The sequence below is a fragment of the Bacillus sp. SRB_8 genome, from assembly GCF_003264205.1.
In the GTDB taxonomy this organism is placed as follows: Bacteria; Bacillota; Bacilli; order Bacillales; family Bacillaceae_G; genus Bacillus_A; species Bacillus_A mycoides.
The window spans coordinates 348-15,028 of the sequence record NZ_NADT01000065.1 but is presented as its reverse complement, the minus strand read 5'-3'; the positions used below and the strand labels follow the sequence as shown (position 1 = coordinate 15,028).

Below are 14,681 nucleotides of genomic sequence, written 5' to 3'. Positions count from 1 at the left end.
ATCTAAAGAATGAAGCGATAAGGCTTCTAACCACAAGGACTGTGGAGCTAGCCTAATCAATTAGAGTTCGTTAGAACTCTTTACTTAGGAATCCCTCACTTCTAAACGAAGTGAAAGTGGGGGTAGTTCAATGACTAATCTTGAGAAAATATTAATTAAATTAAAAAAATAACATTTTTTCAATTTATTGTAATTATAATTAAAGGTATTCTGTTAGTCTTATTCAGATGTATCTCTCGATTTATTCCATGTATGAATCTAGTCTGGCTATCAACAGAATCTTCCACATACCATTGAAAAAGGGGGAAAGTTTATGCAAAGAATTTTTAAATTCCTGTTCATGTCCGTTTTTTCTTTAATTTGTGTTTTGTATTTTCAAACGAACGCTTTTGCCGCACCAGCATACGATGGAGTTGTCAAAATGAAGCAGCCTTCAGGCGATTTTTTTGAGGGCATGTTACATGGAGATGAATGGTTCCATTGGGTAAGTACAAAGGATGGCGACGTACTTTTACAAGATCAGAAGGGGTATTGGAATTACGCTGAGCTTACATCAGATGAACTGAAATCGACGGGGAAAAAATATAAAATTGATAAGAAGCCTTCAATGGCGGTAAATGAGAACAATTTGAACAAATGGATAAAGAAATACAACCCTCAAGCAAAGAAAAAACAGGAGCACATGAATAAATTACAAAAAGAATCACAAAAAAATATTGATGGAACTGTCACTCCCGTTTTAGGAACCAAAAAATTACTTGTTTTGTTGATTGGGTTTACAGATGTTGATATTGCATATAACGATAACGATTGGAGTAACAAATTCTTTTCTACAAATCAAAAGTCAGTAAAGAATTACTATAATGAAGTAAGTAATGGAAAAGTACAGATCACTCCAGCTTCCGAAGCATATGGTACGCAAAATGATGGGGTAGTTAAAATAAAATTAGACTACGATCATCCGAGTACATCGGGAAAAAGCATGAGTACGGTTATAACAGATGCATTGGTTAAAGCTGATTCTCAAGTGAATTTTGCTAGTTTGGATACTAATAATGATCAAGTCATTGACTCTAAAGATGGCTTCTACATTGTAAGTTTTCTTGCTGGTAATGAACAGGCTGCTCCTGGTGCTCCACTTCCTTATATTTGGGCACATCAGTCGTATGCTCCCAATACAAATCACGATGGTGTTACTGTATCAGGCATGTATACAGCGCAGGGTGAAAAACAATATGGTCATATGGCAACGATTGGTATCCCTGCTCATGAGTTAGGTCATTCCTTTGGCCTGCCAGATCTATATGGTGATAATAATCATGTGGGTAGTCTAAGTATAATGGGTAATGGATCTTGGAATAGTCTTCAAGGAGAAGATTATGGAGCTACACCCGGTCATATGGATGCTTGGTCAAAAGTAAAATTAGGATTTGTAACACCAAATGTAGTAAATACCACTAACAATTTTACTCTAAATGCGATCCCAAATAACTATAATGTGTTAAAGATTCCTTTAAAGGATAATACGTATTTTTTAGTTGAGAATCGCGCAAAGGTTGGATATGATGCGAGCTTACCAACAAATTCTGGTGGTATTGCGGTTTGGCATATTGATGAATCTATGAATAATAATTCCAGTGATCCTCATCCTTTCATTGATATAGAGCAATCCATCAGTGAATACCAAGACCCGTTCTATTACACGAATCAAAATCATGCTGCTACCTTTGGTCCAGACACCAATCCGAATAGTAATACCTACACGGGAGAAAAATCAGGAGTAACGATTACAACTACAAGTACAAGTAATTCTGCTATGAATGTAGCAGTCACAACAAAAGAAGCTAGTTTAATTCCGCAGACAAACTGGACACTAAAATATGTAGATAGCTATAATTGGTACAATTTAGGTACGTATGCCTTTGACGGAAACAAAGACACATTTTGGCATACAAACTGGAGCCCTGTTGCTCCAATGCCACACGAGATTCAAATTGATTTGGGTACGACCTATAACCTCTCCAAATTCAGCTACCTGCCAAGGCAAGACGGCCAAATAAATGGGACGATTAAGGACTATGAGTTTTACGTCAGTGGTGATGGAGTGAATTGGGGAACAGCTGTGTCCATAGGTGCTTTTGCAAATAATACTAATTTGAAAGAAGTCAGCTTTGCAAACAAAACAGGTCGTTATATTAGACTACGTGCATTAAGCGAGGTAAATAATAATCCATGGACAAGTGCGGCTGAAATTAATGTATTTGGAGTGGCTCAATAATATATTTGTGAGTAGCTATTTAAATCATTGATACGCTACTCCAAAGGGTTATCATCTGCTGAGAGTTTCGTTCGGCATTTGATAACCTTTTTATTATGCTTAAATTTTTGCTGATTCTTAATATTAAAAACATAATCAACAAGATTATTTAAACTGAGAAAGTAATTACAAATCTTGTTGTAAATATTTTTTAAAAATGAAAGTAAACTTTCACTTTCCTCAAACTATTGACTTAATAGAATTTTATTATCGAATTTTTTTAATGTCTTGAATAATTTCGTCATAAGGAGTATTTTCGACACCTGAATATTTTTTTAGAACTTTTCCATTTTTGTCAATAAGATAAAAACTTGTGCCATGTATAACTTGTGTATCATTTTCTGGTTTAGTTACAAGTGATTGGAAGTTTTCTTTAGCAAACTTTTCAATATCTGCTCTTTTATATCCCGTGAGGAAATGAGTCCTACTTCCATCCATTTCATAGATCTTCATAAATTCTGTTATCTTTTCTGGTGTGTCTAATTCAGGATCAACACTAAATGATACAAATTCTACATCTTTAATCCCGTCCGTATTCAACATTCTCTGGAGTTTTGCCATATTTGCTGTCATAGGTGGACAAACTGTTTGGCAACTTGTAAAGAAGAAATCAGCTATCCAAATTTTATCTTTTAACTCAGCAGATCCAAATTGCTTCCCATTTTGATCTGTAAATGAGAACTTTTGCACATCCCAATTTAGTGAATTGTTGAGTTCTGCATTCTTGCATGCTCCTAGAGCTATAACTGTGAATATAAGTATAAGTAATCTAATGAAGTTCATTTTTTTCATATGTATTTATCTCCTTTCAATTTTTAGTAATTATAAGGAATGGTTATATGAACTACCCAACACTCGGTAGTATTCACTTAGGTTAATTTTTATTTTGATAGCTATCGAATTAATCTTAACACAACCGAATGCCACCCTTGTTCCAAAGTATTTGTATTACTATTTATAATAATGCTAGTATGCATATAGCCTCCTTTTTGATGTTTATAGTTCACCATACCACTTGTAATTAAGATTGTTAGGTATGTCATTATTACATACATTACTTCTTTATTTTACGGATCATAATAAAATGCTAAAGGTGAAGTAAAACAAGAAGATATTATCTAGTAATTTGTTATACAAAACTCTATATCTGATAAGAAGTATTGTATGTAAGGAAAAATAAATAGGTCATTTAAGGACTTGTTGATTATGCTAATAATAAATTCATCTCAGTATGATTCTTGAATTAATACCCTTCATAAGAGTGAAAAAACATCATACACTTGGATAACGTGTTAAAAATAGAGTTAACTATAGTATAATTTAAAGATTAAATTATACATATTGAGAAAATATTTTAGAGATTGAATATTAAGATTTCGCCTATTAAAATAAGAATTGAAATGAAAGGATAATCTGTAAGCATGTTCCTTATGTAGAAAAGAGATAGGACTATTTCTATCTCTTTTTGTTATGCTGGCAGTTTATATATCTTTAATTAATTCTTTAGACACATGTGAAGAAATTTAGATTATACCTGATATATTCCTTTTATTAAGTTGACTTAGTTAATTGATTCTAGAATTTAATAAAATTAGGAGGATAGCAAGTGAAAAATTATCAACTTACTCAGATTTTAAGAGAAAAAAGAAACATTGATAAAAATTATTATGAATTTTTGCATGAAACAGATCTAAGTATGGGAATTTATGAATTGAAAGCAGGATCTTTAGATATGCAACAACCACATACAGAAGATGAAGTATATTATATTATCAATGGCAGAGCACAACTTGAAGTAGAGAGTGAAAATATTTTTGTTGAATCTGGTTCTATTATTTATGTAAAGGCTAATATGAAACATAGATTTCATACCATTGAAGAAGATCTCACGGTACTTGTTTTCTTTGCACCTGCTGAATACTCTTGCGAAAAAGATTTTAAATTACAGCGATAATTGCATAATAAGAAAGGTAAAAATAAATGTCTTTTTATCAAGTTTGTTTAAATTAGACAACAACTAATTATAGGCAGGTATGTTATTCCATTAAAGAAAAATAAATTTTATCAATAAATAATAATTAATAGAAAAAAACATAAATGTTAAAATAAGTAAATTCATGTTTAAAAAAGGTAAACTTTACAGCGTTTTAATGAATTTTTTTTGTTTTTTTCAAGTGAAAATATCTAGTTGTATGCCTTTCAACATGAGAGATTTTGGTATTTTTTTACATAAAAATATATTTACGGAAAAATATTTCTAAATATTTCTAATCTATTGAACAATCAAAAGTTTTAGTATACGATTACAACGTGATATCAACATATACAGAGAAGAAAAGGAGATTACATATGAAAAATAAAAAAATTGGAATCATCATGAGAAAAGGTTATAGCATTCATGGTGATCATATTGAAACTGCTGGAAGAATATCTGATGAACTTTACTTGTTTACGAGTGTACCAAGTAAAACAAAGGATGCGCGCTTTAAAGAAGTAATTGTACTTGAAGAGGCTTCTGAAATAGATGCTGAAAATTATATTTTTACAAAAGGAAAAGATATAGGAATTAGTTTTTTTGTGACTTGGCAAGAAACTGATATTGTCTTAACTGCTAAAATTAATGAACACTTTGAAAATAAGGCGTTATCTGTTGAAGCTGCTACGACATCTCGAGATAAATCAAAGCAGAGAGAGTTTATGTTAAAGAATTCTATTGCTAGTCCTAAATTTGCAAAAATTAATTCTATAGAGGATGCAGAGAAAGAAATAGAAAATATTCCTTTCCCTGTAATCATTAAGCCTACTATGGCCGCTAGTAGTGAATCTGTATATTTAGTTAACAGTTTAGAAGAATTGAATAATTCATTAGAAAAAATTATTAATCTTTCTAAAACAAATAAAGGATTCTATTTTAACCAAACACAACAATGTGTGGCATTAGTAGAAGAATTTCTGACTGGGGAAGAAATTACAGTTGATGGAGTCGTCTTAAATGGTGAATTTTACCTTGGTGGAATTCACAATAAAAATAAAATGATGGGTCCATATTTCGAGGAAGATGAATACACTTTACCGTATGTTGGTGTAGATGAAGACATAGTTGTTAATATTGCTAAAGAAATATGTGGAAAATTAGCTATTGAAAACAGTTTATTTAATGTAGAACTACGCCGAGATACGCAAGGGAATTTTAAAGTTGTAGAATTTAGTACTAGAATCAGTGGCGGGCATGTTTATCGTAATATACGTGATGTACATGGTATTGATTTAGTAGCCGTTAATATTCTTGGTTTATTAGATTGTAAAGGGGATATTGTGGAATTTTTCTTAACTAGATCTACAACACCAAAATCTTGTACTTGTATTAAATTTGTATATAGATCTGGAATAATAAAGAAAAATGAATTGGGAATTGTTGCTGAACAGCCAGAGTATAAGGCTTACTATCCTGTAGCTAAAGTAGGATCTGAAGTACATCATGCTCCAAAAGGATTTGATATAACGGGCTTACTTTCATTAAGAGCACCATATAAAGATAAATCTGATGTAGAAAAATTGCGCGAAAGAGCTAGAGAATTAGATAATCAATTAGATATAGAATTAGAAATTCCAGTTCATGCATAAAAACTTGGCTAAATCTGGTTGTTATATTCCTTGTTTTAAATGAGGAATATAACCCCTAGATTTATCGATAGATTATTTAATAGTATCACTTTATAACCAAGTAATCCAATTTGTATAATTATAGAAATGGAGTGGAAACAATATGAATAAAAGGGTATCAATTTTGGGAGCACCTACCTACTTCGGAGCTAGTATAGGAGGGGTTGACCTTGGACCATATGTTGTAAGATATGGCGGTATGTCGAAACAATTAACTGAAATCGGAATTGATTTTGTTGATTTAGGAGACATTTCTCTTCCTTCAACAAATAATAAAAATTATGGAATTGTCAAACAAGAGTTTTCAAATGAAGTAATTGATATATGTAAAAATATTGCTTCAACAGTTGAGAACGAATTGGAAAAAGGGCATTTCCCATTAGTTTTAGGTGGAGATCATAGTATTGCAATTGGGACTGTAACTGGAATTCTTAGAAAAACACAACGATTAGGAGTAATTTGGTTTGATGCTCATGGGGATGCAAATACATTTGAAACATCGATTTCTGGTAATATTCATGGGATGTCTTTAGCAATTCTCTTAGGATACGGTAACGAAAAATTTAAAGATTTTCTAGAGAAAGAAACTAAAATTGATCCAAAGAATATCGTACAAATAGGAATTCGTGATTTAGACCCGGGGGAAGAAGAGTTTCTCAAAAATTTAGGAGTAACAATTTTTACAGCAGACGATGTGAGAAAGCATGGAATAAAATACATTATGGAAAAGGCGATTAAGATTCTCAATAATAATACAGATGCAGTTCATCTAACATTTGATTTAGATGCTTTAGATCCTGAATTTGCTCCTGGAGGAGGATTAGCTGTTCCACATGGTTTAAGTTTAGATGATACAAAAGAGGCAATTGATATGTTAAAAAATAATACAAACCTAATAGCGGCAGAGTTCACGGAAATAAACCCTATATTAGATAAAGATAATATTACTGTCAACACAACAATTGAACTTATTACTGGACTTTTAAGTAAGAAGGTTACTATGTCTAAATAAAATGTTTTTTGAAATTAATTTTAAAAATATAAAAAACTAAAATTATATACGAGAATTTTAAAAAACGAAAAGGACGAGTCAAATGAATAATAAAATCTATGATGTTATTGGAATTGGATTTGGACCAGCTAACCTAGCTTTAGCAACTGCTATAGAAGAAGAAAATAGTTCAATGGAAAGAATCTTTCTGGAAGAAAAAACGCACTATCAATGGCATCCTGGAATGCTTTTAGATAATACAAATATTCAAATTTCATTTTTGAAAGACCTTGTAACTCTAAAAAATCCTAAAAGTAAATTCTCATTTTTAAATTATTTACATGAAAATGAGAGACTAAGCGATTTTATTAATCTCTCAGAGTTTTATCCGTCAAGACTTGAATACAATGATTATATGTCTTGGGTTGCCTCTCAATTAGAAGAACACGTTTATTATAGTAGATCGGTAGTTTCAGTAGATCCTGTTATGTCTGAAAATTCCGTTGAATTATTAGAAGTTATTGTGCAAAATACAGAAACTAATCAATTAGAGAGCTATATTACTAAAAATATTGTTTTGGCTACGGGTGGAATACCAAGAACTCCAGTAAATATTGAAATGAATAATAGTAGAGTATTTCATTCTAGTCAATTTAAAAATAAAATTAATAATTTCAAACAAGATGATGCTCATAAGTTTTTAGTTGTAGGATCAGGACAAAGTTCAGCTGAATTATTTTTCCATCTAATAAATAATTACCCAAAATCAGATATCACTGCAACAATGAGACCTTTCTCATATAAAGCTGTAAATGAAAGTAAGCTTGTTAATCGTATATTTGATGCTAATATGATTGATTTTATTTATTCTTTACCAGAAAAAAATCGAGATGCTTTATTAAAACACCACAGTGATACTAATTATGCAGCTGCAGATGGAAGTTTAATTAGTCAAATTAATAAAGCTTTATATAACCAAAAATTCCATGGAGAAGATCGTTTTAGAATAAAGCCATTTTTAGAATTAACTGAGATAAAAACATTGTCTGATAAAGCTGTTGTTTATTACAAAGACATAGTTAAACATACAGAAATTGTTATTGAAGCTGATGCTGTAATTCTTGCTACTGGGTACGAAAGTAAAAAGAACCATCCTTTATTAAAAAATCTTAACTCGTACATTTCAGATAATATTGAAGTTTCCCGAAATTATCGTTTAGAAACAACGGATAAATTTAAACCTGGTATTTATTTGCAGGGTGTAAATGAAAGCACTCATGGACTTAGTGACACTTTATTATCTAATTTATCTATTCGATCAAATGAAATTTTAAAAACCGTACAAGAATATAATTCATTAACAGAAGAAAAAACTAAAAACGTAGTTTCATAATATAGGGGGTCTAAAGATGCATATTGAAAAGATAAATCCACAGATTTTTACAAATGAATATGATATTATGTGTCAACGATTATTTCCGCATTCTAATAAATTGTATGATTCACCATTTGGTGCAATGTGGGGAATCATAGAGCCTGGAGAAATTTCTAAAATTCATGGACATCATGAAGTTGAAACTTTTATTATCTTTAAGGGTGAAGGAATAGTTAAAGTGGGTAAAAAAGAAGAACCTGTTATGCAAGGGGACGCCATCTTTATTCCACCATTTGAAGAACATAGTTTGAAAAATACATCAGATGAAAATTTGATATTCTTCACCATATGGTGGGAAAATACTTTTAGTAAAAAAAATAGCAAAAAGTTAAATTCAGATAAAAAGAAGTATTTAATAACGGCCACACCACCAACACCTAATGGTGATTTACATGTGGGGCACCTATCTGGTCCATATACAGGAGCTGACATTTTAACTAGATATTTAAAACTTAAAGGGAACGAAGTCTTTTATATGAGTGGAGCGGATGATCATCAAAGCTATGTACCGTTTAAGGCGGGACAATTAGAAAAATCTCCTAGAGAAACGGCAGATTATTTTGCTAATGAAATTGAAAAAACATTAAGACTAGCAAAAATTAATCCAGATATTTTTGTCAAACCTCATTTTTCAACATTTCATATTGAGTTTGTCAAAGAGTTTTTTGAAAAACTGTGGAATGAAGGTAAATTAGTAGAAAAAGAAGTCGACATTTTATTCTGTAAGCAATGCGATAAGCACCTTTATGAAGCTTATGTGAGAGGTAATTGCCCACATTGTAATGAATTATCAGATGGTAACGCCTGTGAAAAATGTGGTAGACCTAATTTGTGTATTGATTTATTAAACCCAACCTGTAAATGTTGTGGCAGCGAACCAGAGAAATCTAAAATTAAACAACTATTTTTCCCATTAAGTAATTATAAAACACAATTAAAACAGTACTACAAAGAATTAAAAATAGGACCACATTTAACGGCATTATGTGAGAGAATGCTAGATGAGGGTTTGCCTGATATTCCCATTTCACATGTATCTGATTGGGGAATTCCAGTTCCGGTAGAAGGATATGAAAATCAAACTATATATGTATGGTTTGAAATGGCACCTGGATATTTATCGGCAACAAACGAATTAATTCAGGATAAAAATCTTTCGTATACGTTAAGAGATTTTTGGAATAATCAAGATACAACTATCATTAATTTCTTTGGATATGATAATGGTTATTTCCATTCAGTGCTTTTCCCAGCTATTTGGCTAGCATATAGTGAAGATATAACTCTTCCTAAAACAATGATAACGAATGAATTTTATCAACTAGAGGGTCTTAAGTTTTCAACAAGCAGAGGACATGCTGTATGGGGCAAAGAATTATTAGAAAATGCTTCACATGATGTTGTAAGGTATTATTTATCTTATAGTAGGCCGGAAACAGTTGAAACAAACTTCACTATGGAAGAATTTAATCATATTGTAGATACGAACTTAAACCAAGAATGGGAATCTTGGTTACATGATTTAAAATGCAAGTTAGAAGCAGAGTTTCCAAATGGTGCTCCAGAATTAGAGACATTATCAGGTAACTATTTAATGTATTATCAACATGTAAATCGAATTATGAATGAAATTATGAATGCATATGAACCAAATACATTTTCACCCCAAAAGGTAGTTAGATTATTAAATGAATTAGTTAGAATTGTTAAGAAATTCTCGGCGGGAGAAGAGTTTTTAACGGTATTAAAGAATAATCAACAAAGAAGAAATACTGCTATTGCACTAGAATTATATACTGCAAAAATTTTAGCATTATTTTCTAGCCCAATCATGCCTACATTTGGTAAAATGCTATGGGGGGATTTGGGATTTAATATTGAAATGCAGTTGGATGAAGAAGTAAACTTTTTGCCTACCGGTCAGAAAGTAAATCTTCAAAAGAATTATTTTTCAAAAACAAACGACAGTTTTTATCTTCAGAATATTTGATAATATAAGGAGGTAGTACTTACCTCCTTATATTTCCTAATAAAAAATATATAGGGAGCTCAAATTATGAAAGAGAAACTAAAAATTGGAGTAGTAGGCCCTTTTTCAGGTCCTAGGTCTGTATACGGTCAAATGTTAATTGAGGGTGTAAATCGTGCGAAGCTAAATAATGCTGGTAACATCGAATGGATTTATCAAGATGATAAAGGAGATCCAAATACCATCAAAGATATCTCTAAAAAAATGATTGAATCAGGCGTTGTTGCTGTAATTGGACACTTTAATAGCGCATGTGCTTTAAAAGCAATACCGTTTTATTCCAAGGCGAAAATCCCATTCTTAGTTCCTGCATCAACTAATTTAGACGTTACGCTTAATAACGAAGAATTAGTATTTAGGTTTTGTTCTAATGATTTGGTACAAGCTGAAACTGTTATTAATTTTTTGAAAACTAAAGATATTCAAACGATTGCGGCGGTTTCTGATGAAACATTTTACGGAAAAAGCCTAGCAGATTTGCTGTATCAAAATGCAAATTCTTTATTTAAAGAAGTTACTAGAATTGAAGATTTTAATAGTGAAAATAATAAGTATAGTGATGCAATATTCTTTGCCGGGACACATTTTAACTCTGCAACTTACCTAAAGGAACTAAGGATGAGAGGGTATAAAGGGATTTTTATAGCTTCAGATGATTCTTATGTAGATGAATTTATAGAATTAGCTAAAGATTATTCCAATGATGCTTTTACCATAAAGGCAAAAGAAGATTATGTAGAAACATCATTTCTTGCAGCTTCGTATCTATTAGATTGTATTGAATCTAATGTAGAAAATTTAATCAATGAATTAGCGAGAGGTAATTCTACAATTAAATTTTCAAACAATGGAGATCGTTTAGGAGCTTCATGGATAATTGCACAAGTTATTGATAAATCTTTTGTTGAGGTGAATTATCATAAAACATTCAGCTGATGTAGTTATTATTGGGGGCGGCATTATTGGTGCAGCTATACAGTATTATTTAACCAAGCAAAATATTACAAATACAATTTTATTAGAGAAAAATTCCTTTAGTAGTGGATCAACAGGCCAATCAGGAGGTTTTATAAGGGTCTATCATAATGATCCCTATCTAACTGAAATAGCGAAAGAAGGAATAAATGATTTTTTTAGTATTAGTGAAGAGGTTAAATTTAAGCAGACTGGAATGTTATATGTTGAAAGTGAAACACAACATATAAAAATGGAAAAGCAAATTGGAGAACTTAAAAATTCTGGACATAAAATTACTATCCTTTCATCTGAAGTATTAAAGAAAGAATTTGAATTTATAAATTTGCCTAAAAACACCTGTGTGGCTTACGAGGAACAAGCAGGGTACATTAGCCCATCGTTAGCCACGAATACATGGATTGAAACATCTAAAACTAAAGGTGCATTAGCTTGTGAAGGAATCGAAGTGAAAGAAATTTTAATGGATAATAACTGTGTTGTAGGAGTTAAAACCTCCTATGGGACTATATATTGTAAACATATTGTTGTGGCAGCTGGAGCCTGGAGTGGAAATATATTAGATACTATAGGTATTAAAATTCCAGTAAGAAGTAAAATTATTCAAATTCATTTCTTTGATGGAATAGGGCAAAAAGACCATCCAATTTTTATAGATGATAGTACTGGATTATATGGCAGACCTGATAATCTAGGTACTTCTCTAGTAGGATATCCAGTAGATAAGTATGATATTGACCCGGACAAAAAAATGTCAATTGACCCAAATGACTTAGAAAAAATGCTTCAAAATTCAAAAAGTAGATTGCCATATATAAATAAAAACTTATTTATAGGTGGAAGAAGAAGCTTTGATGCATATACATCAGATAATCGAGGAATTATAGAACAATTTCCACAAGCAGAAGGTTTAATCGTTGCAACTGGCTGGAGTGGTGGTGGAGTAAAGTTGGCTCCTGGTATTGGTAAGAGAATAGCAAAAATGATTACTGGAGTATAGGGGGAGAAAAGACTATGAACAATCTCGAGAATATTGAAATTTTTGAAGCGACTTATGATGATAGAGAGACTGTTATCAATTTAATTAGAATGTATATGCAATTCTATGAAAAACCGGTGCATGAAAAAAGTTCTTTAGATGAATTAGTTAATACTATAATAAAAAATAGAGATTTGGGATTATTCTACGTTTGTACGGTTAATAAAGAGCCAATAGGATTTGCTACTTTATATACCACTTTCAGTACGTTAAGTATGGGAAGAGCAATGATCTTGAATGATTTATTTGTTATCCCTGATTATAGAAAATTGGGTGTTGGGGATATGTTATTTAATACTTGTAAAAAGTACGTCCAAGACAATAATTATGCATATATGGAATGGGTTACCGCAAAAGATAATATGGTTGCTCAAAACTTCTATAAAAAACAAAAGGCAAATAAGAGTGATTGGATTGTTTACAGTATTTAAATAACAATCTAATAGTATTTAGGGCGGATATAACAGAATATTTTCAATGTGCAATTTTGTTATGTATTTTCCAAATCCCTTTCTTTAAACAAGTTAAAACAAATTTAAGGTCAAACAACCGATATAAGAAAGAAGGAATGTATAATGCCAATTCAATTTATATTTATAGTACTATTGGCGCTGACTCTTTGTGGGGAAGGTATGTTAACAGTAACTCTAACCTGGACAATTTTGGATAAAGGGGGATCAGTTACTCATTTAGGAATTATATTAACATTAATGAGTTTGTTACCATTCTTTATGCAAAAATATTCTAAAAATCTTAAGATGTGGTTAACAAAAAGTCCATTGTTAATTTTCTCTGGTGTCCGTTGTATCGGCATTATTCTGATTATAATAAGTCTTTTAAATAGTGAGCACATTAATGTTTTTACTTTATATATTTTTGCAGGTGTTTTTTCTATTATTTTATTTTTATCTACGCAAAGTTTGGAAACATATATGTCTCAAATGGTATTATCAGGAGAAATCCCAGCAGGAAAGGCTTCAAATATGTTACAAACTGCAATACAAATTGGAGCATTTGGTGGGAACGCAATAGCAGGATTTATGATGAATGTAGGTGGATTTAATAATGTACTTTATGGTTTAGCATTCTCATTAGGTATTGGGGTATTTTTACCTCTTCTGATGCCTCTATTAAAAAGTAAAGAGGTTCAGCAAAATAAAAAACCTGTATCAAATCATATTGAAAAAATAAATCCAATAGATAATTCAAAAATATTGTGGATTACAATTACTGGTATTGCTGTTTTAACAATACAACTTGCTTCATTTAATTTTTTAGTACCAATTTTATTTCACGATGTATATCGTTGGGATCCTATGCAGTATGGATTTGTTAGTGCTGCAGCAGGTTTAGGGGCTTTATTAGCTACACTTGTTGGGAAATTCGAAAAATTTATTCCAAGGTCAATTTTTATATTAATTGCTGTTTTTGATATTACTTTAGGATTAGTGCATTCCTGGTATTTAGCAATTGCCGTTTCATTTATGCTTGGTTTTGTTTTTAATCGTTCACGTATCAACCAAAGAACTGTGATGTTTGACTTTATTAAAACAAAAGAAGAAACGGTTATTTGGTCTAGTCGATCTACACTAGCATTCCAGTTTACCAAAGCTGCTTTACCTTTAACGTTAGCATTACCTATTCAATGGATTGGGATTATGAATGCAGGCCATCTGTTTGGAGTAATAGGTACGATTGTTGCTGCTACAATGATGGTAATTTATCTAAACGAACTAAATCATAGAAAAAAAATAGAAGTTTTACAACAAGAAGTTGCTCCAAAATCATTTTAATAGCAGCGTATTAAATGAAAAGAACAGCTAATGAAGTGAATTTTATAATGTAGAAACAATGTATAAATAACTATGTAGAAATGAGTACTGTATTATACAGTACTCATTTCTTTTAATTCGGCTGTAATTATAATTAAAATAGTCAATATATCTTCCTGTTTCCAATTCAAATGAAACAATATCCGCGATAATTCTTTATATAAACAAGAGAGTATTAGCTCATTTTACGTCGTTATATATATTGTTTTTGCTAAGAAGGATCCTTCCACAAGGGTAAGTAGGTGGAAGATGAATTGGCTTCGAACAAGAGATGGCAGGAAGCCATCTTAATTGTTCGACATACATAAACTGTTACTTCACTATCTATCGAATGTATGTTTGTTGTGTAATAGACACATGCCGAAATGGAGGTGAAAGGAATGATGATTAATAAAGCATA

The 14,681-nt window shown here is 31.2% G+C and carries 11 protein-coding genes; 10 read left to right on the top strand and 1 reads right to left on the bottom strand.

What is annotated here, in order from left to right:
* The first annotated feature begins 313 nt into the window (after positions 1-313).
* Positions 314-2,278: a M6 family metalloprotease domain-containing protein gene (locus tag B5P40_RS30485; RefSeq protein WP_113710447.1), complete on the top strand. Its 1,965-nt coding sequence runs from the start codon at positions 314-316 to the stop codon at positions 2,276-2,278.
* A 246-nt stretch (positions 2,279-2,524) separates the two neighbouring features.
* Here B5P40_RS30485 and B5P40_RS30480 read toward each other — a convergent pair whose 3' ends face one another.
* Positions 2,525-3,109, bottom strand: a complete 585-nt coding sequence (locus B5P40_RS30480) for an SCO family protein (protein WP_002191551.1) — start codon at positions 3,107-3,109, stop codon at positions 2,525-2,527.
* Between the two features lie 814 nt (positions 3,110-3,923).
* On the opposite strand from B5P40_RS30480, the gene B5P40_RS30475 reads away from it, so the two are divergent.
* From B5P40_RS30475 to B5P40_RS30435, 9 genes are all read left to right on the top strand, one after another.
* Positions 3,924-4,271 carry a cupin domain-containing protein gene (locus B5P40_RS30475; RefSeq protein ID WP_002191548.1) on the top strand — a complete coding sequence of 116 codons (348 nt, stop codon included), beginning with the start codon at positions 3,924-3,926 and terminating at the stop codon, positions 4,269-4,271.
* Positions 4,272-4,666: 395 nt separating this feature from the next.
* On the top strand, positions 4,667-5,941 hold the full coding sequence (locus B5P40_RS30470) for an ATP-grasp domain-containing protein (protein WP_002191547.1): 1,275 nt from the start codon (positions 4,667-4,669) through the stop codon (positions 5,939-5,941).
* Positions 5,942-6,083: 142 nt separating this feature from the next.
* On the top strand, positions 6,084-6,992 hold the full coding sequence (rocF, locus tag B5P40_RS30465) for an arginase (RefSeq protein ID WP_002191546.1): 909 nt from the start codon (positions 6,084-6,086) through the stop codon (positions 6,990-6,992).
* A gap of 82 nt (positions 6,993-7,074) precedes the next feature.
* On the top strand, positions 7,075-8,364 hold the full coding sequence (locus tag B5P40_RS30460) for a lysine N(6)-hydroxylase/L-ornithine N(5)-oxygenase family protein (protein ID WP_113710446.1): 1,290 nt from the start codon (positions 7,075-7,077) through the stop codon (positions 8,362-8,364).
* 16 nt (positions 8,365-8,380) lie between these two features.
* Positions 8,381-10,396, top strand: coding sequence for a class I tRNA ligase family protein (locus B5P40_RS30455; protein WP_113710445.1), 2,016 nt, complete (start codon positions 8,381-8,383; stop codon positions 10,394-10,396).
* 66 nt (positions 10,397-10,462) lie between these two features.
* Entirely contained in the window at positions 10,463-11,371 is a 909-nt protein-coding gene (locus B5P40_RS30450; RefSeq protein ID WP_002191543.1) for a branched-chain amino acid ABC transporter substrate-binding protein, read from the top strand.
* Entirely contained in the window at positions 11,349-12,410 is a 1,062-nt protein-coding gene (locus B5P40_RS30445) for an NAD(P)/FAD-dependent oxidoreductase (protein ID WP_308729294.1), read from the top strand. Before B5P40_RS30450 ends, B5P40_RS30445 begins: the two co-directional genes overlap by 23 nt.
* Before the next feature lie 14 nt (positions 12,411-12,424).
* Positions 12,425-12,880 (top strand): GNAT family N-acetyltransferase, encoded by a 456-nt coding sequence (locus B5P40_RS30440; RefSeq protein WP_113710444.1) that lies wholly within the window; start codon positions 12,425-12,427, stop codon positions 12,878-12,880.
* Between the two features lie 144 nt (positions 12,881-13,024).
* Positions 13,025-14,242: an MFS transporter gene (locus B5P40_RS30435; RefSeq protein ID WP_113710443.1), complete on the top strand. Its 1,218-nt coding sequence runs from the start codon at positions 13,025-13,027 to the stop codon at positions 14,240-14,242.
* Positions 14,243-14,681: the final 439 nt, after the last annotated feature.

Excerpts from the sequence above, each read along its gene's own strand:
- B5P40_RS30485 (WP_113710447.1), top strand. The coding sequence starts at position 314 with ATGCAAAGAATTTTTAAATTCCTGTTCATGTCCGTTTTTTCTTTAATT.
- B5P40_RS30440 (WP_113710444.1), top strand. The coding sequence starts at position 12,425 with ATGAACAATCTCGAGAATATTGAAATTTTTGAAGCGACTTATGATGAT.
- B5P40_RS30450 (WP_002191543.1), top strand. The coding sequence starts at position 10,463 with ATGAAAGAGAAACTAAAAATTGGAGTAGTAGGCCCTTTTTCAGGTCCT.
- B5P40_RS30480 (WP_002191551.1), bottom strand. The coding sequence starts at position 3,109 with ATGAAAAAAATGAACTTCATTAGATTACTTATACTTATATTCACAGTT.
- B5P40_RS30460 (WP_113710446.1), top strand. The coding sequence starts at position 7,075 with ATGAATAATAAAATCTATGATGTTATTGGAATTGGATTTGGACCAGCT.
- B5P40_RS30455 (WP_113710445.1), top strand. The coding sequence starts at position 8,381 with ATGCATATTGAAAAGATAAATCCACAGATTTTTACAAATGAATATGAT.
- B5P40_RS30470 (WP_002191547.1), top strand. The coding sequence starts at position 4,667 with ATGAAAAATAAAAAAATTGGAATCATCATGAGAAAAGGTTATAGCATT.
- rocF (WP_002191546.1), top strand. The coding sequence starts at position 6,084 with ATGAATAAAAGGGTATCAATTTTGGGAGCACCTACCTACTTCGGAGCT.
- B5P40_RS30435 (WP_113710443.1), top strand. The coding sequence starts at position 13,025 with ATGCCAATTCAATTTATATTTATAGTACTATTGGCGCTGACTCTTTGT.